24 protein-coding genes and 1 pseudogene are annotated in these 23396 nt (G+C 71.0%); 16 read left to right on the forward strand and 9 right to left on the reverse strand.

What is annotated here, in order from left to right:
• Nucleotides 1-34: 34 nt before the first annotated feature.
• From pgl to tkt, 5 genes are read right to left on the reverse strand one after another with little or no spacing between them, the layout of a single operon-like run.
• Complete coding sequence (pgl, locus tag AB0K65_RS09650) at nt 35-817, reverse strand: 6-phosphogluconolactonase (RefSeq protein ID WP_365715217.1); 783 nt, start codon at nt 815-817, stop codon at nt 35-37.
• Complete coding sequence (opcA, locus tag AB0K65_RS09655) at nt 814-1854, reverse strand: glucose-6-phosphate dehydrogenase assembly protein OpcA (RefSeq protein WP_365715218.1); 1041 nt, start codon at nt 1852-1854, stop codon at nt 814-816. Before opcA ends, pgl begins: the two co-directional genes overlap by 4 nt.
• Entirely contained in the window at nt 1851-3383 is a 1533-nt protein-coding gene (zwf, locus tag AB0K65_RS09660; RefSeq protein WP_365715219.1) for a glucose-6-phosphate dehydrogenase, read from the reverse strand. The genes opcA and zwf overlap by 4 nt, the downstream gene beginning before the upstream one ends.
• Nucleotides 3384-3387: 4 nt before the next feature.
• Nucleotides 3388-4506, reverse strand: coding sequence for a transaldolase (gene tal, locus AB0K65_RS09665; RefSeq protein ID WP_365715220.1), 1119 nt, complete (start codon nt 4504-4506; stop codon nt 3388-3390).
• 35 nt (nt 4507-4541) lie between these two features.
• Nucleotides 4542-6629, reverse strand: coding sequence for a transketolase (gene tkt / locus AB0K65_RS09670; protein WP_365715221.1), 2088 nt, complete (start codon nt 6627-6629; stop codon nt 4542-4544).
• Between the two features lie 340 nt (nt 6630-6969).
• Here tkt and AB0K65_RS09675 point away from each other — a divergent pair, with 340 nt between their 5' ends.
• The 3 genes from AB0K65_RS09675 (at nt 6970) to AB0K65_RS09685 (ending at nt 9568) form a co-directional block, all read left to right on the forward strand.
• Complete coding sequence (locus AB0K65_RS09675) at nt 6970-7917, forward strand: heme o synthase (protein ID WP_365715222.1); 948 nt, start codon at nt 6970-6972, stop codon at nt 7915-7917.
• 103 nt (nt 7918-8020) lie between these two features.
• The gene (locus AB0K65_RS09680; protein WP_365715223.1) at nt 8021-8341 is read left to right on the forward strand and encodes a hypothetical protein; all 321 of its coding nucleotides are present in this window, start codon (nt 8021-8023) and stop codon (nt 8339-8341) included.
• 93 nt (nt 8342-8434) lie between these two features.
• The gene (locus AB0K65_RS09685; protein ID WP_365715224.1) at nt 8435-9568 is read left to right on the forward strand and encodes an amidohydrolase family protein; all 1134 of its coding nucleotides are present in this window, start codon (nt 8435-8437) and stop codon (nt 9566-9568) included.
• 156 nt (nt 9569-9724) lie between these two features.
• Here the strand turns inward: AB0K65_RS09685 and AB0K65_RS09690 are convergent, their stop codons facing one another.
• From AB0K65_RS09690 to AB0K65_RS09700, 3 genes are all read right to left on the reverse strand, one after another.
• The gene (locus AB0K65_RS09690; protein ID WP_365715225.1) at nt 9725-10693 is read right to left on the reverse strand and encodes a COX15/CtaA family protein; all 969 of its coding nucleotides are present in this window, start codon (nt 10691-10693) and stop codon (nt 9725-9727) included.
• Nucleotides 10694-10768: 75 nt separating this feature from the next.
• Complete coding sequence (locus AB0K65_RS09695) at nt 10769-11548, reverse strand: ABC transporter permease (protein WP_365715226.1); 780 nt, start codon at nt 11546-11548, stop codon at nt 10769-10771.
• The gene (locus AB0K65_RS09700; protein ID WP_365715227.1) at nt 11545-12471 is read right to left on the reverse strand and encodes an ABC transporter ATP-binding protein; all 927 of its coding nucleotides are present in this window, start codon (nt 12469-12471) and stop codon (nt 11545-11547) included. The genes AB0K65_RS09695 and AB0K65_RS09700 overlap by 4 nt, the downstream gene beginning before the upstream one ends.
• Nucleotides 12472-12649: 178 nt before the next feature.
• Here AB0K65_RS09700 and AB0K65_RS09705 point away from each other — a divergent pair, with 178 nt between their 5' ends.
• From AB0K65_RS09705 to AB0K65_RS09745, 9 genes are all read left to right on the forward strand, one after another.
• Nucleotides 12650-13378, forward strand: coding sequence for a metalloregulator ArsR/SmtB family transcription factor (locus AB0K65_RS09705; protein ID WP_365715228.1), 729 nt, complete (start codon nt 12650-12652; stop codon nt 13376-13378).
• The gene (sufB, locus tag AB0K65_RS09710) at nt 13375-14790 is read left to right on the forward strand and encodes a Fe-S cluster assembly protein SufB (RefSeq protein WP_365715229.1); all 1416 of its coding nucleotides are present in this window, start codon (nt 13375-13377) and stop codon (nt 14788-14790) included. The genes AB0K65_RS09705 and sufB overlap by 4 nt, the downstream gene beginning before the upstream one ends.
• Nucleotides 14791-14876: 86 nt before the next feature.
• Complete coding sequence (gene sufD / locus AB0K65_RS09715; protein ID WP_365715230.1) at nt 14877-16058, forward strand: Fe-S cluster assembly protein SufD; 1182 nt, start codon at nt 14877-14879, stop codon at nt 16056-16058.
• Nucleotides 16058-16375 carry a bifunctional 3-phenylpropionate/cinnamic acid dioxygenase ferredoxin subunit gene (locus AB0K65_RS09720; RefSeq protein WP_365715231.1) on the forward strand — a complete coding sequence of 106 codons (318 nt, stop codon included), beginning with the start codon at nt 16058-16060 and terminating at the stop codon, nt 16373-16375. The genes sufD and AB0K65_RS09720 overlap by 1 nt, the downstream gene beginning before the upstream one ends.
• Before the next feature lie 7 nt (nt 16376-16382).
• Entirely contained in the window at nt 16383-17147 is a 765-nt protein-coding gene (gene sufC / locus AB0K65_RS09725; protein WP_365715232.1) for a Fe-S cluster assembly ATPase SufC, read from the forward strand.
• Complete coding sequence (locus AB0K65_RS09730) at nt 17144-18412, forward strand: cysteine desulfurase (RefSeq protein ID WP_365715233.1); 1269 nt, start codon at nt 17144-17146, stop codon at nt 18410-18412. Before sufC ends, AB0K65_RS09730 begins: the two co-directional genes overlap by 4 nt.
• Nucleotides 18413-18421: 9 nt before the next feature.
• A complete protein-coding gene (gene sufU / locus AB0K65_RS09735) occupies nt 18422-18883 on the forward strand; it encodes a Fe-S cluster assembly sulfur transfer protein SufU (protein ID WP_365715234.1) in 462 nt (153 codons plus the stop codon).
• Nucleotides 18880-19218, forward strand: coding sequence for a metal-sulfur cluster assembly factor (locus AB0K65_RS09740; RefSeq protein WP_365715235.1), 339 nt, complete (start codon nt 18880-18882; stop codon nt 19216-19218). Before sufU ends, AB0K65_RS09740 begins: the two co-directional genes overlap by 4 nt.
• A gap of 52 nt (nt 19219-19270) precedes the next feature.
• Nucleotides 19271-19636 carry a VOC family protein gene (locus AB0K65_RS09745; RefSeq protein ID WP_365715236.1) on the forward strand — a complete coding sequence of 122 codons (366 nt, stop codon included), beginning with the start codon at nt 19271-19273 and terminating at the stop codon, nt 19634-19636.
• Between the two features lie 34 nt (nt 19637-19670).
• Here AB0K65_RS09745 and AB0K65_RS09750 read toward each other — a convergent pair whose 3' ends face one another.
• Nucleotides 19671-20732, reverse strand: a complete 1062-nt coding sequence (locus AB0K65_RS09750; RefSeq protein WP_365715237.1) for an oxidoreductase — start codon at nt 20730-20732, stop codon at nt 19671-19673.
• An 85-nt stretch (nt 20733-20817) separates the two neighbouring features.
• On the opposite strand from AB0K65_RS09750, the gene AB0K65_RS09755 reads away from it, so the two are divergent.
• The 4 genes and pseudogenes from AB0K65_RS09755 to AB0K65_RS09770 all read left to right on the forward strand — a co-directional run bounded on the left by AB0K65_RS09755 (nt 20818) and on the right by AB0K65_RS09770 (nt 23341).
• On the forward strand, nt 20818-21138 hold the full coding sequence (locus AB0K65_RS09755; protein WP_365715238.1) for a multidrug efflux SMR transporter: 321 nt from the start codon (nt 20818-20820) through the stop codon (nt 21136-21138).
• Nucleotides 21138-21677: pseudogene (locus AB0K65_RS09760) on the forward strand (TetR family transcriptional regulator); the annotation flags it as partial. The gene AB0K65_RS09755 and the pseudogene AB0K65_RS09760, both read left to right, overlap by 1 nt.
• 382 nt (nt 21678-22059) lie before the next feature.
• The gene (dapD, locus tag AB0K65_RS09765) at nt 22060-23043 is read left to right on the forward strand and encodes a 2,3,4,5-tetrahydropyridine-2,6-dicarboxylate N-succinyltransferase (RefSeq protein ID WP_365715239.1); all 984 of its coding nucleotides are present in this window, start codon (nt 22060-22062) and stop codon (nt 23041-23043) included.
• A gap of 85 nt (nt 23044-23128) precedes the next feature.
• Nucleotides 23129-23341 carry a hypothetical protein gene (locus AB0K65_RS09770; RefSeq protein WP_365715240.1) on the forward strand — a complete coding sequence of 71 codons (213 nt, stop codon included), beginning with the start codon at nt 23129-23131 and terminating at the stop codon, nt 23339-23341.
• Nucleotides 23342-23396 lie beyond the last annotated feature (55 nt).

Raw genomic sequence — 23396 nt, forward strand, 5'->3', positions numbered from 1 at the left:
TGACCGCCGGTCAGGCCCTCCGCCGGGCCGTCCGTCAGGCGGACGCCGTCGGGTAGAGGTCGCGCGGCAGCTCCGAGGCCGCCGCGGCGTCGAGCAGCCACAGCGTCCGGGAGCGGCCGTACGCACCGGCCGCCGGTGCCTGGATCTCGCCCGCGCCCGACAGCGCGATCGCCGCGGCCTTCGCCTTGTCCTCACCCGCCGCGAGCAGCCAGACCTCACGCGCCGCCCGGATCGCCGGAAGCGTCAGCGAGACGCGGGTGGGCGGTGGCTTGGGCGCGCCGTGCACACCCACCACCGTCCGTTCGGTCTCGCGCACCGCCGGAAGCTCCGGGAAGAGAGAGGCCACATGGGTGTCGGGCCCGACACCCAGCATCAGCACGTCGAACGACGGGACGGCGCCGTGGTCCTCCGGGCCGGCGGCGGCGGCCAGTTCGGCCGCGTAGGCCGCCGCGGCCGCCTCCACGTCGTCGCCGTGCGGGCCGTCCGACGCCGGCATGGCGTGCACCCGGGCCGGGTCCAGCGGCACGCTGTCGAGCAGTGCCGCACGGGCCTGGGTGACATTGCGCTCCGGGTCGCCCTCGGGCAGGAACCGCTCGTCACCCCACCACAGGTCGAGCCGCGACCAGTCGACCGCGTCCCGGGCGGGCGCCGAACCGAGCGCCGCGAGCAGCCCGTTGCCGTTGCGGCCCCCGGTGAGCACCACCGACGCCGAGCCGCGGGCGGCCTGGGCGTCCACGATCCGCGTGATCAGCCGTGCCGCGGCCGCCTGGGCCATCAGCTCCTTGTCGCGATGGACGACGAGCTGCGGAGCGCTCACTTGGCCGCCGCCTTCCTGGCCGGCTTCTTCGCCGGCGAGGGAGCGGTGCCGGCGGCCGGAGCCGCCGCGGCCGGGACCTGCTCGACCGGATCGGGAGCCGTCAGCGCGGCGTTCTCCTCCAGCCGGTGCACGCCGTAGCGCAGCGCCGAGGCGTAGGTGTCGTCCGGGTCGAGCCGCCGCAGCTCCTCCGCGATCAGCTCCGCCGTCTCACGGCGCTTCAGCGCCACGGCACGGTCGGGCTGTCCCTCGATGTGGAGCGTCGCCAGGGAGCCGTCCGGCCGGTCGAGCACGATCGGCCCGCCTGTGGACTCCATCCGTACGGAGGTGAGACCGGGGCCGGACGACGTGGACCGCCGTACCGGCACCTTCAGCCGGTCCGCCAGCCACATGGCGAGCAGCTCGACGCTCGGGTTGAACTCCTCGCCCTCCACCTCCGCCGAGGTGACCTCGCACACGACCTGGTCGAGCGCGGCGGCCAGCATCGAACGCCACGGGGTGATCCGGGTCCAGGAGAGGTCGGTGTCGCCCGGGGTGTACCGCTCCGCGCGGCCGGTCAGCTCGTGGATCGGCTGCTCGCAGGCGTAGGTGTCGGTCACCCGCCGCTGGGCGAGCGCGCCCAGCGGGTCGTTCGCCGGGTCGGCCGGGGCGTTGACCGGCCACCAGACGACGACGGGCGCGTCGGGCAGCAGCAACGGAAGGACCACCGACTGGGCGTGGTCGACGACATCGCCGTACAGCCGCAGGACGACCGTCTCGCCCGTGCTGGCGTCGGCGCCGAGGCGGACCTCGGCGTCGAGCCGGGCCTTCGCGCGGTCCCGCGGCGAGCGCGAGACCCGCTTGATGACCACCAGCGTCCGCGAGGGGTGCTCGCGGGACGCGTCGTTGGCGGCCTTCAGGGCGTCGTAGGCGTTCTCCTCGTCGGTCACGATGACGAGGGTGAGCACCATGCCGACGGCCGGCGTGCCGATGGCCCGCCGTCCGAGCACCAGCGCCTTGTTGATCTTGCTGGACGTGGTGTCCGTCAGGTCGGTCTTCATGGCCTGCGCCAACTCCGTCCGTCTCGTGCGAGCATGTCGTCCGCCTCGACCGGACCCCAGGTGCCGGACTGGTACTGCGCGGGCTTGCCGTGCTTGTCCCAGTACTGCTCGATCGGGTCGAGGATCTTCCAGGACAGCTCGACCTCCTCGACCCGGGGGAAGAGGTTGGAGTCGCCGAGGAGCACGTCGAGGAGGAGCCGCTCGTACGCCTCGGGGCTGGACTCCGTGAAGGACTCGCCGTAGGCGAAGTCCATCGACACGTCACGGACCTCCATCGAGGTGCCCGGGACCTTGGAGCCGAACCGCATGGTCACGCCCTCGTCCGGCTGCACCCGGATGACCAGGGCGTTCTGGCCCAGCTCCTCCGTCGCGGTGGAGTCGAACGGGGAGTGCGGGGCGCGCTGGAAGACGACCGCGATCTCGGTGACGCGGCGGCCGAGCCGCTTGCCCGTCCGCAGGTAGAAGGGGACACCCGCCCAGCGGCGGTTGTCGATCTCCAGCTTGATGGCAGCGAAGGTGTCGGTCTTGGACTTGGGGTCGATCCCCTCCTCCTCCAGATAGCCGACGGCCTTCGCGCCGCCCTGCCAACCGGCGGCGTACTGGCCGCGCACGGTCGAGGCGCCCAGGTCCTTCGGCAGCTTCACCGCGCCGAGGACCTTGGTCTTCTCGGCGGCGAGCGCGTCCGCGTCGAAGGAGGCGGGCTCCTCCATCGCGGTCAGCGCGAGCAGCTGGAGGAGGTGGTTCTGGATGACGTCACGGGCGGCGCCGATGCCGTCGTAATAGCCGGCGCGGCCGCCGATGCCGATGTCCTCTGCCATGGTGATCTGCACGTGGTCGACGTAGGACCGGTTCCAGATCGGCTCGAAGAGGGTGTTGGCGAACCGGAGCGCCAGGATGTTCTGGACGGTCTCCTTGCCCAGGTAGTGGTCGATCCGGAAGACCTCGTTGGGCGGGAAGACCTCGTGGACGACCTCGTTGAGCTCCTTGGCGGAGGCGAGGTCGTGGCCGAAGGGCTTCTCGATGACCGCACGGCGCCAGGAGCCGTTCTTCTGGTCGGCCAGGCCGTGCTTCTTCAGCTGCTGGACGACCTTGGGGAAGAACTTCGGAGGCACGGACAGGTAGAAGGCGAAGTTGCCGCCGGTGCCCTGCGCCTTGTCCAGCTCCTCGATGGTGCTCTTGAGCTGGTCGAAGGCGTCGTCGTCGTCGAAGTCGCCCTGGACGAAGCGCATCCCCTGGATCAGCTGCTGCCACACCTCCTCGCGGAACGGCGTGCGGGCGTGCTGCTCGACGGCGTCGTGGACCTCCTGGGCGAAGTCCTCGTCCTGCCACTCCCGGCGGGCGAAGCCGATGAGCGAGAAGCCCGGCGGCAGCAGGCCGCGGTTGGCCAGGTCGTAGACGGCGGGCATCAGCTTTTTCCGGGACAAATCGCCCGTGACGCCGAAGATCACCAGACCCGACGGCCCCGCGATGCGCGGGAGCCGTCGGTCTGCGGCGTCACGGAGCGGGTTGGCTCCGTGGACAGCGCTCAAGGTGTTACGCCTCCGAAGGTGCGAGGCGCTCAAGCTCCGCCTCGGTCGACTTGAGCAGGTCGTTCCAGGCCGCCTCGAACTTCTCGACGCCCTCGTCCTCGAGCAGCTGGACGACGTCGTCGTACGAGATGCCGAGCTCGGCCACGGCGTCCAGTTCGGCGCGGGCCTGGGTGTAGGTGCCGCGCACGGTGTCCCCGCTGACCTCGCCGTGGTCGGCGGTGGCCTCCAGGGTCGCCTCGGGCATGGTGTTGACGGTGCCGGGGGCGACCAGGTCCACCACGTACAGGGTGTCCTTGTAGGCCGGGTCCTTCACGCCGGTCGAGGCCCACAGCGGACGCTGCTTGTTGCCCTGGGCCTTGTCCAGCGCCGCCCAGCGCTCGGATGAGAAGACCTCTTCGTACGCCTGGTAGGCGAGACGGGCGTTGGCGAGGGCGGCCTTGCCCTTGAGTGCCTTGGCCTCGTCCGTGCCGATCGAGTCCAGGCGCTTGTCGATCTCCGAGTCCACCCGGGAGACGAAGAAGGACGCCACCGAGTGGATCTTGGAGAGGTCCAGGCCGCGTTCCTTGGCCTTCTCCAGGCCGGCGAGGTACGCGTCCATGACCTTGCGGTAACGCTCCAGCGAGAAGATCAGCGTCACGTTGACGCTGATCCCGAGGCCGATGACCTCGGTGATCGCCGGCAGACCGGCCTCGGTGGCCGGGATCTTGATGAGCGTGTTGGGGCGGTCGACCAGCCAGGCCAGCTGCTTGGCCTCGGCGACGGTGGCCAGGGTGTTGTGCGCCAGGCGCGGGTCGACCTCGATGGAGACCCGGCCGTCCTGGCCGTCGGTGGCGTCGAAGACCGGGCGCAGGATGTCGGCGGCGTCGCGGACGTCCGCCGTGGTGATCATGCGGATGGCCTCTTCGACGGTCACCCGGCGGGCGGCGAGGTCGGTCAGCTGCTGGTCGTAGCCGTGACCTTCCGAGATGGCCTTCTGGAAGATCGACGGGTTGGTGGTGACACCGACCACGTGGCTCTGGTCGATCAGCTCGGCCAGGTTGCCGGACGTGATCCGCTGACGCGAGAGGTCGTCCAGCCAGATCGCGACGCCTTCGTCGGAGAGGCGCTTGAGAGCGTCTGTCATGAGAGTTGCATCTCCATTAGTCGTACGTATGGGCGTCAGCGCGAGGCGGCGGCGAGAGATTCCCGCGCCGCGGCGGCGACGGCCTCGGGCGTGAACCCGAACTCGCGGAAGAGGACCTTGGCGTCCGCCGACGCACCGAAGTGCTCCAGCGAGACGATCCGGCCTGCGTCACCGACGTACTTGTGCCAGGTCAGACCGATCCCGGCCTCGACGGCCACCCGGGCGCGGACCGACGGGGGCAGGACGGCGTCCTTGTACCCCTGGTCCTGCTCCTCGAACCACTCGACCGACGGCATCGAGACCACACGGGTCGGGACGCCGGAGGCCTCGAGCTGCTCACGGGCCTCGACGGCAAGGTGCACCTCGGAACCGGTGGCGATCAGCACGACCTCCGGCTCGCCGTTCTCCGCGTCGAAGAGCACGTACCCGCCCTTGGCGGTGCCCTCGTTCGGCGCGTACGTCGGCACGCCCTGACGGGTCAGCGCCAGGCCGTGCGGGGCGCCCTTGCCGAACTCGCGCGTGTGGCGCTTGACGATCTCCCGCCAGGCGATGGCGGTCTCGTTGGCGTCCGCCGGGCGCACGACGTTCAGGCCGGGGATCGCGCGCAGCGAGGCGAGGTGCTCCACCGGCTGGTGCGTCGGGCCGTCCTCGCCCAGGCCGATCGAGTCGTGCGTCCACACGTACGTCACCGGCAGGTGCATCAGGGCGGACAGGCGCACGGCGTTGCGCATGTAGTCGGAGAACACCAGGAAGGTGCCGCCGTAGACGCGGGTGTTGCCGTGCAGCGCGATGCCGTTCATCTCCGCGGCCATGGAGTGCTCGCGGATGCCGAAGTGGATCGTGCGGCCGTACGGGTCGGCCTCCGGCAGCGGGTTGCCCTCGGGGAGGAACGAGGACGTCTTGTCGATCGTGGTGTTGTTCGAGCCCGCGAGGTCGGCCGAGCCGCCCCACAGCTCCGGGAGCACCGAGCCGAGCGCCTGGAGGACCTTGCCGGAGGCGGCACGGGTGGCCACGCCCTTGCCGGCCTCGAACACCGGAAGCTTCGCCTCCCAGCCCTCGGGCAGCTCGTTGGCCTGGATCCGGTCGAACAGCGCGGCCCGCTCCGGGTTGGCCGTGCGCCACTCGGCGAGCGACTTCTCCCAGGCGCCCCGGGCCTCGCGGCCCCGGTCGCCGAGCGCGCGGGTGTGGCCGATGACCTCCTCGGAGACCTCGAAGCTCTGCTCCGGGTCGAAGCCGAGGACGCGCTTGGTGGCCGCGACCTCCTCGTCGCCCAGCGCCGAGCCGTGCGCGGCCTCGGTGTTCTGCGCGTTCGGGGCGGGCCAGGCGATGATCGAGCGCATGGCGATGAACGACGGGCGCTCGGTCTCGGCCTCGGCGGCCTTGATGGCGGCGTACAGGCCGGCCGGGTCCAGGTCGCCGTCGGCCTTCGGCTCGACGCGCTGGACGTGCCAGCCGTAGGCCTCGTACCGCTTCATCGTGTCCTCGGACACGGCCGTCTCGGTGTCGCCCTCGATCGAGATGTGGTTGTCGTCCCACAGCAGGATCAGGTTGCCGAGCTTCTGGTGACCGGCCATGGAGGACGCCTCGGCGGAGATGCCCTCCTGGAGGCAGCCGTCACCGGCGATCACGAAGACGTGGTGGTCGAAGGGGGAGGTGCCGGGGGCCGCCTCCGGGTCGAACAGGCCGCGCTCGTAGCGGGCGGCCATCGCCATGCCCACGGCGTTGGCGACACCCTGGCCCAGCGGGCCGGTCGTGGTCTCCACGCCCTTGGTGTGGCCGTACTCCGGGTGGCCCGGCGTCTTCGAGCCCCAGGTGCGGAACGCCTTCAGGTCGTCCAGCTCGAGACCGAAACCGCCCAGGTACAGCTGGGTGTAGAGGGTCAGGGACGAGTGCCCGGCGGACAGCACGAACCGGTCGCGCCCCACCCACTCCGGCTCGGCGGGGTCATGGCGCATGACCCGCTGGAAGAGGGTGTAAGCGGCGGGGGCCAGGCTCATGGCCGTACCAGGATGGCCGTTGCCGACCTTCTGTACGGCGTCCGCGGCCAGGATGCGAGCGGTGTCAACGGCCCGCTGGTCCAACTCGGTCCACTCGAGGTCTGTGGTGGTCGGCTTAGTGCTCACCCTGAGTCAGGGCTCCTCTCCACATGTCTGCATAAGCCGGTGACTGAGGGTGTACCGGCGCTGTCGAGCCTACCCCCGACAGAACGTCCATCTTTTCGAGTGCTGTCCCTCAAATGAGCGGATACATCAAGAGTGCGGGCGACTCTGTCACTTCGCCTCCCGGCGCCTTGTCCACTCCGTGGGACGGGGCGTCGAAACGCCCCGGAACGACCCCTCCCAACACGAGCCCACCCCGGCGAAGATCGGCGTACGGGCAGCGTCTAGAGTGGCGTGGTACGCGCAAGTCTTCGCCCCGACCTCGCCGGGGAGCTTGCTGGGAAATTCTCTGTCAGGGGTGTGCGTGACGGCCGTCGAGTCCCGACCCGCAGGGGTCGTCTTGACTCCCAGCCCGGGGGGCCATCGGCCGTTCGGGGCCCGTGTCAAGGCGTTCGTGGCGCTGACCAAGCCGCGGATCATCGAGCTGCTGCTCATCACGACCGTTCCGGTGATGTTCCTCGCCGAGCAGGGCGTGCCGGACCTGTGGCTCGTCCTCGCCACCTGCCTCGGCGGCTATCTGTCGGCGGGCGGCGCGAACGCGCTGAACATGTACATCGACCGCGACATCGACGCGCTGATGGACCGCACCTCCCAGCGTCCGCTGGTCACGGGCATGGTCTCGCCGCGCGAGGGCCTCGTCTTCGGCCTCACGCTCGCGGTGGTCTCCACGCTCTGGTTCGGCCTGCTGGTCAACTGGCTCTCCGCCGCGCTCTCGCTCGGCGCGCTGCTCTTCTACGTCGTGGTCTACACGATGATCCTGAAGCGCCGCACCGCGCAGAACATCGTCTGGGGCGGCATCGCCGGCTGCCTGCCGGTGCTGATCGGCTGGTCGGCCGTCACGAACTCGATGTCCTGGGCCGCGGTCATCCTCTTCCTGGTCATCTTCTTCTGGACGCCGCCGCACTACTGGCCGCTGTCGATGAAGGTGAAGGACGACTACGCGCGCGTGGGCGTGCCGATGCTCCCGGTCGTCGCCTCGAACAAGGTCGTCGCCAAGCAGATCGTCCTCTACAGCTGGGTGATGGTCGCCGTCTCGCTGCTGCTGACCCCGCTGGGCTACACCGGCTGGTTCTACACCTCCGTGGCGCTGCTGACGGGCGGCTGGTGGCTGTGGGAGGCGCACGGGCTGCTGAACCGCGCCAAGGGCGGCGCCACCGGCGCGAAGCTCAAGGAGATGCGCCTCTTCCACTGGTCGATCACCTATGTCTCGCTGCTCTTCGTCGCGGTCGCGGTGGACCCCTTCCTGAGGTAGCGGAACCGCATCTTCCAGGCTCGTACCGACGGCCGGAGCGCGTGGGACACCCCACACGCCCCGGCCGTCGCCACTGGATCTACCCCTCGGTAGCATCCTGCTCATGGCAGACACGAAGCAGGCAGAGCGCAAGGCGGCCAAGCTCGCCAAGCAGATCCAGGCGTTCTCCGAGAAGCACGGCGGCGCCGAGGGGCAGCTGGCGTACATCGGCCAGATGGGCACCCGGATCGTCCTCGTGGGCGAGGACGGCGGCTGGGGCGACCTCGTGGCGCCCTCGTTCCCCGTCGCCCAGCAGGCCGCCGAGAAGGCCGGACTGACCCTTCACGACGAGTTCGACGGCGAGTTCGCCGCCAAGGTCGTCACCGGCCCGTACGAGTGGACCCGGATGGCGGGCATCCAGATCGGTGGTCCGTCCGACAAGTGAGCGGGACCGCTCACTTGTCACAGAGGCAACAACCTCGCGCGGGGCTCACCCGTTAGGACGTGTGCAAGCACGTCCACACAGGGAGCCCCCCGCATGATCGAGACCCCGAGCCTGGTGGACCAGCACTGCCACGGGGTGCTCCGCACGGAGCTCGGCCTCGGCACCTTCGAGGCCCAGCTCGGCACGGCGCCCGGACCGGCGGCGCCCGGCACCACGTTCTTCGACACCCAGACGGGCTTCGCCGTACGCCGCTGGTGCCCGCCCCTCCTCGGCCTGGAGCCGCACTGCACACCGGCGCGCTATCTGGCCCGCCGGCGGGAACTGGGCGTCCTGGAGACCGGACGCCGGCTGCTGCGCGCCTCCGGAATCGGCACGTATCTGGTGGACACCGGAGTGCCGGGGGATCTGACCGGCCCGGCCGAGATCGCCGCCGCGGGCGACGCCGAGGCCCATGAGATCGTCCGGCTGGAGCCGCTCGCCGAGCAGGTCGCCGACACCTCCGGGACCGTCGAGGCGCTCCTCGCGAACCTCGTCGAGGCCGTCCACGGCGCCGCCGCGACCGCCGTCGCCTTCACCTCGGCCGACGGCGCCCGACGGGGACTCGCGCACACCCCCGACCCGCCGGGCCCCGGCGAGGTGCGCGGAGCCGCGGGCCGCTGGCTGGCCCGGCGCGCGGCCGGGGGCCGGCTGACCGACCCCGTCCTGCTGCGCCATCTGCTCTGGATCGCCGTCGCCTCGGGGCGCCCGCTCCAGCTGCACGCGGGGAACGGAGAGCTCGCCGGGCTGGCCGGCTTCGCCACCGCCACGAGCGGCCTGGGCACCGACCTGGTCCTGCTCCACGGATACCCGCACCACCGCCGGGCGGCGCAGCTCGCCCAGGCCTTTCCGCACGTCTACGCCGACCTCGGGCCGGTCCTCGCCCGGACCGGGGCGCGGGCGGCCGCCGTCCTCGCCGAGCTCCTGGAGCTGGCGCCCTTCGGCAAGCTGCTCTTCTCCAGCGGCGCGCGGGCGCTGCCCGAGCTCCACGTCGTCGCGGCGAGCGTCTTCCGGAGCGCGCTCGCCCGCGTGCTCGGCGAGTGGGTCGGCGACGGCGCCTGGTCCCGTACGGACGCGCAACGCGTCGCCACCATGATCGCGGCGGGCAACGCGCGCCGCGTCTACGGCCTGGACGGCCAGGCGGCCGCCGGTCCGGACCCCGGCCCCGGGCTCACGCGTCCCGCGTGGTGAGCGCCGCGGTCCCGTCCCCGCGGCGGGGAGCGCCGGGGCGGGTCCTCCGCGGGTGTGAAGCACCCGGGCGTGGCCCGGGCGCCGGGTGCGGGCCCGGGCGTGTCCCCCGCGGGGACGATCGCTGTCCCGCGCCGGGCCTGAGCGCCCGTGCGCGACCTACGCGGTGGCGAGCGCGGCGTCGGGCTGCGCCGGGATCCCCGGGGCGGCCGGCGGGCGCTCGCGCAGGCTCAGGGAGAGCCGGAGGACGGCGATCCACATCAGCGAGGAGCCGAGCATGTGGGCGCCGACCAGAAGCTCGGGGACCCCGGCGAAGTACTGGAGGTAGCCGAGGCCGCCCTGGGCGAGCAGGACGAGCAGCAGGTCGCGGGCGCGTGCCCGGGTGTCGTCCGGGGCGTCCACCACCCGCAGGACCAGCCACATGGCGAGCGCCAGCGCGCAGACCACCCAGGCGGCGATGGCGTGCACGTGGGCGGCCGCCGTCCAGTCCCACGGCATGCGCGGGACCTCGCTCTTGTCGCCGGCGTGCTTGCCGGAGCCGGTCACCGCCGTGCCGAGCACGATCAGCAGCGCCGAGGCGCCGATGATCGCCCACGACAGCTTGCGGACCGGCCGGGGCACGCGCGGCCGGGGCGCGGTGTCGCCCTCGCGGGTCCGCTGCCAGGTGACGACGGCGACGGTGAGGAGTGCGTTGGCCGCCAGGAAGTGCCCGGCGACGGTCCACGGGTTGAGGCCCATCCACACCGTGATGCCGCCGATGACCGCGTTGCTGGCCACGATCCAGAACTGCGCCCAGCCGAGCCGGGTCAGCCCGCGCCGCCACGGCTTGGTCGAGCGCGCGGCGATGATGGCCCAGCCCACGGCGGCGGACAGGACGTACGTCAGAAGCCGGTTGCCGAACTCGATGGCGCCGTGGAGGCCCTGCTCGGGTGTGGCGAAGAGGCTGTCGTCCGTGCACTTGGGCCAGGTGTCGCAGCCGAGACCGGAACCGGTCAGCCGGACCGCGCCACCCGTGACGATGATGGCCACGCTCATCACGACGGCGGAGAGCGCGGCGCGCCGGAGCGTCCGGGGGGACGGCGTCCAGCGCTGGGCGATGTAGGCGAGGGGGGTCAGCACGGGAACCATCGTAGGCGGGTGCTTGTGCACGCTTTCACGAGGGGTGGGGTACGAACCGGGTTGTCCCGGAACGTCACCTCGCGGTCACTCCCAGCGGAAGAAGCGCGCCGCCGCGCCCAGGCCGAGCACCGCCCAGACCGCGAGGACCGCGGCCTGGCCCCACGGCAGCGGGGCGCCGCCCTGCAGCACGTCCCGCAGTCCCTCCGAGAGCGCGGAGATCGGCAGCAGTTCCAGGGCCGCGCGGGCCGCGTCGGGGAACCTCTCCAGCGGCACGATCACCCCGCCGCCCACCAGGAGCAGCAGGAAGACCAGGTTCGCGGCGGCCAGCGTCGCCTCCGCCTTGAGCGTGCCCGCCATCAGCAGCCCGAGGCCGGAGAAGGCCGCCGTGCCGAGGAGCAGCAGCAGGCAGACGGAGAACACGCCGCCCCGGGGCGACCAGCCGAGCCCGAACGCGATCGCGGTCAGGAGCGCGATCTGGAGGACCTCGGTGAGCAGCACCGACAGGGTCTTGGACGTCATCAGCGCCCAGCGGGGCAGCGGGGACGCCCCGAGCCGCTTGAGGACCCCGTACCGGCGCTCGAAGCCGGTGGCGATGGCCTGGCCGGTGAAGGCGGTGGACATCACGGCGAGCGCCAGGACGCCGGGGGCGAGGAAGTCGACGGCCTCCGCCGCGCCCGTGTCGACGATGTCGACCGTGGAGAAGAGCACCAGCAGCAGCGACGGGATGATCACGGTCAGCAGGAGCTGCTCGCCGTTGCGCAGCAGCATCCGCGTCTCCAGCGCCGTCTGCGCCGCGATCATCCGTCCGACGGGGGCCGCGCCCGGCTTCGGCGCGTAGGTGCCCGTACCCGTACCGGTGCTCATCCGCGCAGCTCCTTGCCGGTCAGTTCGAGGAAGACGTCCTCGAGCGTGTGGCGCTCCACCGAGATGCCGTCCGGCATGACGCCGTGCTGGGCGCACCAGCTGGTGACGGTGGCGAGGAGCTGGGGCCCCACCTCGCCGCTGATCCGGTACGTCCCCGGAAGCGGCTCCGCGGCGGCCGTGCCGTCGGGCAGGGCCTTGAGCAGCGAGCCGAGGTCCAGGCCGGGGCGGCCGGTGAAGCGCAGGGTGTTCTCGGCGCCGCCCCGGCACAGCTCCTCGGGGCTGCCCTGGGCGGCGACCTTGCCGGCGTCGATGATCGCGACGTCGTCGGCGAGGGTCTCGGCCTCGTTCATGAAGTGGGTGGTCAGGACGACCGTGGCGCCGTCGGCGCGCAGCTCGCGCACCAGGTCCCAGGTGGCGTGGCGGGCCTGCGGGTCGAGTCCGGCGGTCGGCTCGTCGAGGAAGACCAGCTCGGGGCGGCCGACGACGGCCAGGGCGAGTGCGAGGCGCTGCTGCTGGCCGCCGGAGAGCCGGCGGTAGGAGGTCCGGCCGCAGGAGCCGAGGCCGAGCCGCTCGATCAGGGCGTCCACGTCCAGGGGGTGCGCGTGCAGCCTGGCCATGTGGCGGAGCATCTCGTCCGCGCGGGCGCCGGAGTAGACGCCACCCGACTGGAGCATCACGCCGATCCGGGGGCGCAGCGCGGCCGCGTCGGCCACCGGATCGAGGCCGAGGACCCGGACGGTCCCGGCGTCGGCCTTCCGGTAGCCCTCGCAGCTCTCGACGGTGGTGGTCTTCCCGGCGCCGTTCGGGCCGAGGATCGCGGTGACGGTGCCCGCCCGGACGTCGAGGTCGAGGCCGTCGACGGCGGTCTTGTTCCCGTACCGCTTGACCAGGCCCCGGACCTGGACGACGGACTCGTATCGCATGCCGGAAGTCTAGAGAGGTCGCGCGGGGCTCCCGGCGCGGGGGCGGAAAACCGGGGTCATTCGTCCTACGAATGATCATTCGCCCAGGTCAGGTAAGCCTTACCTGCGTGATGTACGGCACCGTCGCCGAGATCCGCGTCGCTTGTCACTCCCGAAGGAATTACGCAACAATGGCGTTGTGAAAAACGTCGGAGAGGCTCCCCTGGAGGAACTCGCGACCGGTGAGCGATCCACTCGCAACCGGGTCGCGCGGTCCATCCTGGACCACGGCCCCTCGACGGTCGCCGACCTCGCGCAGCGCCTGCGCCTCACCCAGGCGGCCGTGCGCCGCCATCTCGACTCGCTCGTCGCCGAGAACGTCGTCGAAGCCCGCGAGAAGCGCGTCTACGGAGCCCGCACCCGCGGTCGCCCCGCCAAGGTCTTCGCGCTGACCGACTGCGGCCGGGACGCCTTCGACCAGTCGTACGACTCGCTGGCCGTGGACGCCCTGCGCTGGATCGAGAAGAACGCCGGGGGCGAGGCGGCCGTAGCCGCGTTCGCCCGCGACCGGCTGGAGGCCCAGGCGGAGGCGTACCGCGAGGCCGTCGAGTCGGCGGAGCCCGCCCAGCGCACCGAGGCCCTTGCCAAGGCGCTGAGCGCCGACGGGTACGCTGCCACTGCGCGGAACGCGCCGGTCGGCGAGCAGCTCTGCCAGCACCACTGCCCGGTCGCCCACGTGGCCGAGCAGTATCCCCAGCTGTGCGAGGCGGAGACGGAGATCTTCTCCCGCCTCTTGGGAACGCACGTCCAGCGCCTGGCCACCATCGCCCACGGTGACGGCGTCTGCACCACGTTCATCCCGCACAGCGCCCCTCAGACCACCCCATCATCAGCATCCGCAAGTACGGCCGGGAGGAACCCCGCATGACCACCGAGATCAGCCACCCCGAGCTCGAGGGCCTGGGTCGGTACGAGTACGGCTGGGCCGACTCGGACGCGGCCGGTGCCACCGCGAAGCGCGGTCTCTCCGAGGCCGTCGTCCGCGACATCTCCGGGAAGAAGAACGAGCCGGAGTGGATGCTGAAGCTGCGGCTGAAGGGTCTGCGCCTCTTCGACAAGAAGCCCATGCCGAGCTGGGGCTCCGACCTGTCGGGCATCGACTTCGACAACATCAAGTACTTCGTGCGCTCCACCGAGAAGCAGGCCGCTTCCTGGGAGGAGCTGCCCGAGGACATCAAGAACACGTACGACAAGCTCGGCATCCCCGAGGCGGAGAAGCAGCGCCTCGTCGCCGGTGTCGCGGCCCAGTACGAGTCCGAGGTCGTCTACCACCAGATCCGTGAGGACCTGGAGGAGCAGGGCGTCATCTTCGTCGACACCGACACCGCGCTGAAGGAGCACGAGGAGCTCTTCCGCGAGTACTTCGGCACGGTCATCCCGGTCGGCGACAACAAGTTCGCCTCCCTGAACACGGCCGTGTGGTCCGGCGGATCGTTCATCTACGTGCCGAAGGGCGTGCACGTCGAGATCCCGCTGCAGGCCTACTTCCGTATCAACACGGAGAACATGGGCCAGTTCGAGCGGACGCTGATCATCGTCGACGAGGACGCCTACGTCCACTACGTCGAGGGCTGCACCGCCCCGATCTACTCCTCGGACTCCCTGCACTCCGCGGTCGTCGAGATCATCGTGAAGAAGGGCGGCCGCTGCCGCTACACCACGATCCAGAACTGGTCGAACAACGTCTACAACCTGGTCACCAAGCGCGCCGTGGCCTACGAGGGCGCGACCATGGAGTGGGTCGACGGCAACATCGGCTCCAAGGTCACCATGAAGTACCCGGCCGTCTACCTCATGGGCGAGCACGCCAGGGGCGAGACCCTGTCCATCGCCTTCGCGGGCGAGGGCCAGCACCAGGACGCCGGCGCCAAGATGGTCCACATGGCCCCGAACACCTCCTCCAACATCGTCTCCAAGTCGGTGGCGCGAGGCGGCGGCCGCACCTCCTACCGCGGTCTCATCGAGATCGGCGAGGGCGCCCCGGGCTCCAAGTCGAACGTCCTGTGCGACGCGCTGCTCGTCGACACGATCTCCCGCTCGGACACGTACCCCTACGTGGACGTCCGCGAGGACGACGTCTCCATGGGCCACGAGGCCACCGTCTCCAAGGTCTCCGAGGACCAGCTCTTCTACCTGATGAGCCGTGGCATGACCGAGTTCGAGGCCATGGCGATGATCGTGCGCGGCTTCGTGGAGCCGATCGCCAAGGAGCTCCCGATGGAGTACGCGCTCGAGCTGAACCGGCTGATCGAGCTGCAGATGGAAGGGTCCGTCGGCTGACGTTCCGGCGCCCCACCACCAGCTAGCGGCCCGCCCTCTGCGGCGGGCCGAGGATCGAAACGTAGGAAGAGAGCAAGACGACAGCCATGGCTGAGGCTCAGAACATCCCGGCGGGCTCCACCACCGCCGGCTCGATCGCGGTGGCCGCCGAGTCCACCGTCGCCACGCGCATGAGCGCGCCCCCGTCCTTCGACGTCGCGGACTTCCCGGTCCCGCACGGCCGCGAGGAGGAGTGGCGGTTCACCCCGCTGGAGCGCCTGCGCGGCCTGCACGACGGCACCGCCGTCGCGAGCGGCGAGGGCGTCAAGGTGGAGATCGAGGCCCCCGAGGGCGTCACCGTGGAGACCGTCGGCCGCGACGACGCGCGGCTCGGCAAGGCGGGCACGCCCGTCGACCGCGTCGCCGCCCAGGCGTACTCCTCCTTCGAGAAGGCCTCGGTCGTCACCGTCGCCAAGGAGACCGTCCTCACCGAGCCCATCCGGATCGCCGTGCACGGCCAGGGCGGGATCGCCTTCGGCCACCAGGTGATCGAGCTCGGCGCGTTCGCCGAGGCCGTCGTGGTCATCGACCACACCGGCGACGCGGTGCTCGCCGCCAACGTCGACTACCTCCTGGGTGACGGCGCCAAGCTCACCGTGGTCTCCGTCCAGGACTGGGACGAGAAGGCCGTCCACGTCGCGCAGCACAACGCCCGCGTGGGCCGCGACGCGAGCTTCAAGTCGGTCATCGTCACCTTCGGCGGCGACGTCGTCCGCATCCACCCGCGCGTCGAGTACGCGGGCACCGGTGGCGAGGCCGAGCTGTTCGGCCTCTACTTCACCGACGCGGGCCAGCACCAGGAGCACCGCCTCCTGGTCGACCACAACACCCCGCACTGCAAGTCCAACGTGGCCTACAAGGGCGCGCTGCAGGGCCAGGACGCGCACGCCGTCTGGATCGGTGACGTCCTCATCCGGGCCAAGGCCGAGGGCACCGACACCTACGAGCTCAACCGGAACCTGGTCCTCACGGACGGCGCCCGGGTCGACTCCGTCCCGAACCTGGAGATCGAGACCGGCGAGATCGCCGGCGCCGGTCACGCCTCGGCCACCGGCCGGTTCGACGACGAGCAGCTCTTCTACCTGATGGCCCGCGGCATCCCGGAGACCGAGGCCCGCCGCCTCGTCGTCCGCGGCTTCTTCGCCGAGCTGGTCCAGCAGATCGGTCTGCCGGACGTCCAGGAGCGCCTCCTCGCCAAGATCGAGGCCGAGCTGGAGGCTTCCGTCTGATGGCCTTCGTCCGAGTCTGCGCGCTGAGCGAGCTGGAGAGCGACACCCCCAAGCGGGTCGAGGTCGACGGCACGCCGGTGTCGGTCGTGCAGACCGAGGGCGAGGTGTTCGCGATCAACGACATCTGCTCGCACGCGAACGTCTCCCTCTCGGAGGGCGAGGTCGAGGACTGCGCCATCGAGTGCTGGCTGCACGGCTCCAGCTTCGACCTCCGCACCGGCAAGCCGTCCGGCCTTCCCGCGACGCGCCCCGTCCCCGTATACCCCGTAAAGATCGAAGGGGACGATGTGCTCGTCTCCGTCACCCAGGAGTCCTGAGTCACCCATGGCAACGCTTGAAATCCACGACCTGCACGTCTCCGTCGAGGCCGAGAACGGCCCCCGGGAGATCCTCAAGGGTGTCGACCTGACCATCAAGCAGGGCGAGACCCACGCCGTCATGGGCCCCAACGGCTCCGGCAAGTCGACCCTGGCGTACTCGCTCGCCGGCCACCCGAAGTACACGGTCACCGGCGGCACCGTCACCCTCGACGGTGAGGACGTCCTGGAGATGTCGGTCGACGAGCGCGCCCGCGCCGGCGTCTTCCTGGCCATGCAGTACCCGGTCGAGGTTCCCGGTGTCTCGGTCTCCAACTTCCTGCGCACCTCCGCCACCGCCATCCGCGGCGAGGCCCCCAAGCTGCGCACCTGGGTGAAGGAGGTCAAGTCCGCCATGGAGCAGCTCCAGATGGACCCGGCCTTCGCCGAGCGCAACGTCAACGAGGGCTTCTCCGGCGGTGAGAAGAAGCGCCACGAGATCCTCCAGCTGGAGCTCCTCAAGCCGAAGATCGCGATCCTCGACGAGACCGACTCGGGCCTCGACGTCGACGCCCTGCGCGTCGTCTCCGAGGGCGTCAACCGCGTCCGTGAGAGCGGCGAGGTCGGCACCCTGCTGATCACCCACTACACGCGCATCCTGCGCTACATCAAGCCCGACTTCGTGCACGTCTTCGCGAACGGCCGGATCGCCGAGTCCGGCGGCGCCGAGCTCGCCGACCAGCTGGAGAACGAGGGCTACGACAAGTACGTGAAGGGTGGCGCATCCGCGTGACTTCTGCCCATCAGGGGCTCTCCGGCCTCCTCGACACCGAGGCGATCCGCAAGGACTTCCCGCTCCTGGATCGCGTGGTCCACGACGGCAAGAAGATCGTGTACCTGGACTCCGCGGCGACCTCGCAGAAGCCGCGCCAGGTGCTCGACGCGCTCAACACCTACTACGAGCGCCACAACGCCAATGTCCACCGCGGCGTCTACACGGTCGCCGAGGAGGCGACGGCGCTCTACGAGGGCGCCCGTGACAAGGTCGCGGCGTTCATCAACGCGCCGAGCCGCGACGAGGTGATCTTCACCAAGAACGCCTCCGAGTCGCTCAACCTCGTGGCCAACATGCTGGGCTGGGCCGACGAGCCCTACCGCGTGGACCACGAGACAGAGATCGCCATCACGGAGATGGAGCACCACTCCAACATCGTGCCGTGGCAGCTGCTCTCGCAGCGCACGGGCGCGAAGCTGAAGTGGTTCGGCCTCACCGACGACGGCAGGCTCGACCTGTCGAACATCGAAGAGGTCATCACCGAGAAGACCAAGATCGTCTCCTTCACCCTGGTCTCGAACCTGCTGGGAACGGTCAACCCGGTCGAGGCGATCATCCGGCGTGCCCAGGAGGTCGGTGCGCTCGTCTGCATCGACGCCTCCCAGGCCGCGCCGCACATGGTCCTCGACGTCCAGGCCCTCCAGGCCGACTTCGTGGCCTTCACGGGCCACAAGATGTGCGGCCCGACCGGCATCGGCGTGCTGTGGGGACGGCAGGAACTCCTGGAGGACCTGCCCCCGTTCCTCGGCGGCGGCGAGATGATCGAGACCGTGTCGATGCACTCCTCGACGTACGCCCCCGCCCCGCACAAGTTCGAGGCGGGTACGCCCCCGATCGCCCAGGCCGTCGGCCTCGGCGCGGCCGTGGACTACCTCTCGGCGATCGGCATGGAGAACATCGCGCGCCACGAGCACGCGATCACCGAGTACGCCGTCCGTCGCCTCCTGGAGGTCCCGGACCTGCGGATCATCGGCCCCACCACGGCCGAGGACCGCGGCGCGGCGATCTCGTTCACGCTGGGAGACATCCACCCCCACGACGTGGGCCAGGTCCTCGACGAGCAGGGCATCGCGGTCCGGGTCGGCCACCACTGCGCGCGGCCGGTCTGCCTGCGGTACGGAATTCCTGCGACCACGCGGGCGTCGTTCTATCTGTACTCCACCCCGGCCGAGGTCGACGCCCTGGTCGAGGGTCTGGAGCACGTACGGAACTTCTTCGGCTAGGGGATTCTCGTGAAGCTGGATTCGATGTACCAGGACGTCATCCTGGACCACTACAAGCACCCCCACGGGCGCGGTCTTCGGGACGGCGATGCCGAGGTGCACCACGTCAACCCGACGTGCGGCGACGAGATCACGCTCCGGGTGAAGTACGCCGGGTCGCGGATCGAGGACGTGTCGTACGAGGGTCAGGGCTGTTCGATCAGCCAGGCCTCGGCGTCCGTGCTCAACGAACTGCTCGTCGGCAAGGAGCTGGCCGAGGCGCAGAAGATCCAGGGCACGTTCCTGGAGCTGATGCAGTCCAAGGGCCAGCTCGAGCCGGACGACGCGATGGAGGAGATCCTGGAGGACGCGGTCGCGTTCGCCGGAGTCTCCAAGTACCCCGCCCGGGTCAAGTGCGCGCTGCTCAGCTGGATGGCGTGGAAGGACGCGACCGCCCAGGCGCTGGGCGACGCGGAGAGGAAGTCGGCATGACCGAGAACGCCGAGGCCACGATGAAGCCGGCCTCCGAGGAAGAGATCCGCGAGGCGCTGTACGACGTCGTCGACCCCGAGCTGGGCATCGACGTGGTCAACCTCGGGCTGATCTACGGCATCCACATCGACGATTCCAACATCGTCACGCTGGACATGACCCTGACGTCGGCGGCCTGTCCGCTGACCGACGTGATTGAGGACCAGGCGAAGGCCGCCACCGACGGCATCGCCAGCGAACTGAAGATCAACTGGGTCTGGATGCCGCCGTGGGGTCCGGACAAGATCACGGACGACGGCCGCGAGCAGCTGCGCGCGCTCGGCTTCAACGTCTGACCTTCGCCGGAAATACGGTGAACGGCCATGCCCGCCAGGCACACTGGCGGGCATGGCCGTTTCTCTGTACCAGATCGCGATCGATGTGCACGACGCCAGGCGCCAGGCCGAGTTCTGGACGCGGGTGCTCGACTGGAAGGTGCTCTACGAGGACGACGAGGAGATCGTCATCGGCGCGGGGGAGCACGCCCTGCCCGGCATCGTCTTCCTCTCCGTCCCCGAGTCCAAGACCGTCAAGAACCGGCTCCACCTCGACCTCTCGCCGGACGACCAGGACGCCGAGGTCGAGAGGATCCTCGGCCTCGGGGCCCGGAGGGTGGACGTCGGACAGGGCGAGGACGTCACCTGGGTGGTCCTCGCCGACCCCGAGGGCAACGAGTTCTGCGTGCTGCGGCCGAAGAAGTCGCTGGTCGACTGAGGGGACCGGCCCACCGCCCGCGTGAGGACGTCGCTCACCTGCCGGACGCGGGTTCCCCGGCCGCCTGGAGGAGGGCCGGGGCCAGGTTCTCCTTGCGGATGCGCTGGTCGACGTAGATCAGGCTGGTGACCAGCGGCGGGAAGACCGAGACGACGATCTGGCCGAGCACCGACAGGACCATGCTGATCGCCAGGAAGGGCGCCAACTCGGCCAGGAGCTCGCGCGCGGACTCGGGGGGGCTCTGGGCGGAGAAGGTCGCGGGGGTCGAGAACAACTGGGCGAAGGCCTGGAAGAGGGAGCCGGCCGCCCCGGAGATGACACCCGCCACCAGCAGGGCCCCGAAGATCCGCCACCACGAGCCCTCCACCAGACGCCACGAGCGGCGCATCGCCGCCGCCGCGCGCTGCCTTTCGAAGACCGCCGCCGACGGGGCCAGGCTCAGCTTCACCCAGAGCCAGGTCGCCAGGGGGATCAGCACCAGCGCGCCGACCAGGCCGAGGACCGGCAGGCCCCAGGAGACCGGGCCGGAATCCTCGGCCGCCGCGACGGCCGCCACCATCAGCCCGACGAAGGCCGCGCCGAAGAGGGCCATCGGCACCAGCATGACCAGCATGGTCAGGAAGACCGTGCCGAGGACCGCGGGCATGCTCGCCCAGGCGCGGCGCCACACCGCGCCGAAGGTGGTGGGGCGGCCGAGCACCGCCTCCTGGAGGACGGCGGGGCAGGCCGCGTAGACCACGCCGCCGGCGGCGATCATCACGATCATGGCGACGAGCCAGACGACGCCGAACGCGATCAGCAGAGGCCGCACGTCGTCCCAGGACGGTTCCTGGTTCTCCGAGAGGTCGAGGAGCCCGGTCAGATGGTCGCCGACCGCCGCGTACGCGATCCAGATCGCGGCGGCCACCACCAGCGTCGCGGTGCCGTAGGCGGCCAGTGTCACCCCCATGAGCTGCTTCCAGTGACGGCCGAGGGTCGCGAAGGCGCCGGTCAGTATCTCGCTCAGCTTGAGCGGCACGAGAGGTATCACGCCGGGCTTCGGCGGGGGCGGTGGGGGAGCGTAGCCGTAGCCGTACGGTCCCGAGTGATGCGTCATGCGGGACACCGTAGCGGCAGGCCTCACGGGCGGGTGCATCCCGCGATATGTACGCCCGTCCACATCGATGTGTACGCTCGTACCCATGGGATACGGACTGCTCGCCGGGGCGATCGCCGCGGAGATCGTCGGAACGACGGCCATGAAGTACAGCGACGGCTTCTCCCGGCTCTGGCCCTCGCTCGTCACCGTCGGCGGCTATCTGCTCGCCTTCGCGCTCCTCGCGCAGACGCTCAGGACCCTGGAGATCGGCACGGCGTACGCGATCTGGTCGGGTGTGGGCACCGCGGCCGTCGCCGCCATCGGAGTCCTCTTCATGAACGAGTCGCTCGGTCTCGCCAAGGTCGCCGGCATCGTCCTGATCGTGGCCGGTGTGGTCGTCCTCAACCTCGGCGGCGCGCACTGATGGCCCGCGCCCGCCGCCACGACCCCGAGCGGCGCCGGCGGATCGCGGACGCGGCCCTGCGCGTCGTGGGACGGCTCGGCATCGCCGGGCTCAGCCACCGGACGGTCGCCGCCGAGGCGGACGTGCCGCTCGGCTCCACGACGTACCACTTCGCCTCCCTCGACGACCTCCTCGTCGCCGCCCTGCGTCAGGCCGACGAGGGCTTCGGACGCGCGGTCCGCGAGAGCGGCGCGCTCGCGGACCCGGAAGCCGACCTCGCGCGGGAGCTGGCCGGCCTGATGGGACGGTGGCTCGGCGGCGAACGGGCGGGCGTGAATCTGGAGTACGAGCTCTACCTGGCCGCCCTGCGCCGGCCCGCCCTCCGCCCGGTCGCCGCCGCCTGGACGGACGCCGTCGTCCGGGCCCTCGCGGCGCGGACGGACCCGGTGACCGCCCGCGCCCTGGTCGCGCTCATGGACGGCATCTGTCTGCGGGTGCTGCTGACGGACGGGACGTACGACGAGGAGTACGCGAGGGAGGCCCTGGCCCGACTGCTCCCGCCGACGGGGCCGACGCCGGGCGGGGCGCCCGGGACGGAGGCGCCCGGCGCGGGGGCGGTTGAGGCCGGGGCGGTTGCGGAGGGGGTGCCCGGGGACGGGCCGCCCGCCACCGAGGTGCCTGCGACCGCGCCCGCGACGGAGGTGCCTGCGACCGAAGCGCCCTCGGCCGGGGCGACCGGGCCGCCGGGCCACCTGCCCGCGGTCTCGGCGGAACCGCCGGTGCGCCCGCCCGGCGCCTGGACCGGATCCTCGGAGCGCACGCCCCCGGTCTCGGCGGAACCGCCGGAGCACCCGTCTCCCGCCTCGTCGGATCCGCCGGACGGCTCGACCGACACCTGAGACCGGTTGGCCCGCGCGGGGGCCCGCCCGTTAGGTTTTCCGCATGACCACTGCTCCTCGCACCACCGGCGCCGTCGCCGCCGGCCTCGCCACCATCGCCGGTGACGGCACCGTTCTCGACACCTGGTTCCCCGCTCCCGCGCTGACCGACGCGCCCGGCCCCGCCGGGACCGAGCGGCTCACCCCCGACGCCGCCGTCGACGCCCTCGGCGCAGGCGCCGCCAAGGCGATCGGCGTGGACGCCCGCCGGGGCGTCGAGGTGGTCGCCGTCCGTACCGCCATCGCCTCCCTGGACGACAAGCCGCTCGACGCCCACGACGCGTACCTCCGTCTGCACCTGCTCAGCCACCGGCTGGTCAAGCCGCACGGCCAGAGCCTCGACGGCCTCTTCGGCGTCCTCGCCAACGTCGCCTGGACCTCGCTCGGACCGGTCGCCGTCGACGACGTCGAGAAGGTGCGCCTGAACGCACGCGCCGAGGGCCTTCACCTCCAGGTGACCTCGATCGACAAGTTCCCGCGCATGACCGACTACGTCGCCCCCGCCGGAGTCCGCATCGCCGACGCCGACCGCGTCCGGCTCGGCGCGCACCTCGCCGCCGGCACCACCGTCATGCACGAGGGCTTCGTCAACTTCAACGCCGGCACCCTCGGCACCTCGATGGTCGAGGGCCGGATCTCCGCCGGCGTCGTCGTCGGCGACGGCTCCGACATCGGCGGCGGCGCCTCCACGATGGGCACGCTCTCCGGCGGCGGCAACGTCGTCATCTCCATCGGCGAGCGCTGCCTGATCGGCGCCGAGGCGGGCGTCGGCATCGCGCTCGGCGACGAGTGCGTCGTCGAGGCCGGCCTCTACGTCACGGCCGGAACGCGCGTCACGATGCCCGACGGGGAGGTCGTCAAGGCTCGCGACCTCTCCGGCGCCTCGAACATCCTCTTCCGCCGCAACTCGGTCACCGGCGCCGTCGAGGCCCGCCCGAACAACGCGGTGTGGGGCGGACTGAACGACGTGCTCCACAGCCACAACTGACGGACGTGACCGATGCGGGTGACTCTGCGTTAGCAGGAGGGCGCGGATCACAGCGTCATACGAACGGACAAGGCGAGGAGTCGACATGAGGACGAGGCGCACCGTCGTCGGACTGATCGGGGCGTTGACCGCCGCGGCGGTGCTGGTGCCCGTCACGGCCGCCACGGCGGACGAGACGCACAACCACTCGCACAACGGGCCGCACGTCTCCCTGATCTCGATCGGCCAGGTCGACGACCCGCTGGAGGACGTCCTGGAGCATGCCGCGATTCTCGGCAGCACGTACGTCAAGGACTGACCCGGCTCCCGCTCCTCGCACGCCGCCGCGGCCCGCCGACCCCCTCCGGGTCGGC

Origin of the sequence: Streptomyces sp. NPDC053755 (assembly GCF_040677675.1) — a bacterium.
In the GTDB taxonomy this organism is placed as follows: domain Bacteria; phylum Actinomycetota; class Actinomycetes; order Streptomycetales; family Streptomycetaceae; genus Streptomyces.

What these genes read in the sequence shown, in the direction of transcription:
- opcA (WP_365715218.1), bottom strand. Translation starts at nt 1,854, where the DNA reads ATGAAGACCGACCTGACGGACACCACGTCCAGCAAGATCAACAAGGCG.
- tal (WP_365715220.1), bottom strand. Translation starts at nt 4,506, where the DNA reads ATGACAGACGCTCTCAAGCGCCTCTCCGACGAAGGCGTCGCGATCTGG.
- AB0K65_RS09680 (WP_365715223.1), top strand. Translation starts at nt 8,021, where the DNA reads ATGGCAGACACGAAGCAGGCAGAGCGCAAGGCGGCCAAGCTCGCCAAG.
- AB0K65_RS09685 (WP_365715224.1), top strand. Translation starts at nt 8,435, where the DNA reads ATGATCGAGACCCCGAGCCTGGTGGACCAGCACTGCCACGGGGTGCTC.
- AB0K65_RS09690 (WP_365715225.1), bottom strand. Translation starts at nt 10,693, where the DNA reads ATGGTTCCCGTGCTGACCCCCCTCGCCTACATCGCCCAGCGCTGGACG.
- AB0K65_RS09695 (WP_365715226.1), bottom strand. Translation starts at nt 11,548, where the DNA reads ATGAGCACCGGTACGGGTACGGGCACCTACGCGCCGAAGCCGGGCGCG.
- AB0K65_RS09700 (WP_365715227.1), bottom strand. Translation starts at nt 12,471, where the DNA reads ATGCGATACGAGTCCGTCGTCCAGGTCCGGGGCCTGGTCAAGCGGTAC.
- sufB (WP_365715229.1), top strand. Translation starts at nt 13,375, where the DNA reads ATGACCACCGAGATCAGCCACCCCGAGCTCGAGGGCCTGGGTCGGTAC.
- sufD (WP_365715230.1), top strand. Translation starts at nt 14,877, where the DNA reads ATGGCTGAGGCTCAGAACATCCCGGCGGGCTCCACCACCGCCGGCTCG.
- AB0K65_RS09720 (WP_365715231.1), top strand. Translation starts at nt 16,058, where the DNA reads ATGGCCTTCGTCCGAGTCTGCGCGCTGAGCGAGCTGGAGAGCGACACC.
- sufC (WP_365715232.1), top strand. Translation starts at nt 16,383, where the DNA reads ATGGCAACGCTTGAAATCCACGACCTGCACGTCTCCGTCGAGGCCGAG.
- AB0K65_RS09740 (WP_365715235.1), top strand. Translation starts at nt 18,880, where the DNA reads ATGACCGAGAACGCCGAGGCCACGATGAAGCCGGCCTCCGAGGAAGAG.
- AB0K65_RS09745 (WP_365715236.1), top strand. Translation starts at nt 19,271, where the DNA reads ATGGCCGTTTCTCTGTACCAGATCGCGATCGATGTGCACGACGCCAGG.
- AB0K65_RS09750 (WP_365715237.1), bottom strand. Translation starts at nt 20,732, where the DNA reads ATGACGCATCACTCGGGACCGTACGGCTACGGCTACGCTCCCCCACCG.
- AB0K65_RS09755 (WP_365715238.1), top strand. Translation starts at nt 20,818, where the DNA reads ATGGGATACGGACTGCTCGCCGGGGCGATCGCCGCGGAGATCGTCGGA.
- dapD (WP_365715239.1), top strand. Translation starts at nt 22,060, where the DNA reads ATGACCACTGCTCCTCGCACCACCGGCGCCGTCGCCGCCGGCCTCGCC.
- AB0K65_RS09770 (WP_365715240.1), top strand. Translation starts at nt 23,129, where the DNA reads ATGAGGACGAGGCGCACCGTCGTCGGACTGATCGGGGCGTTGACCGCC.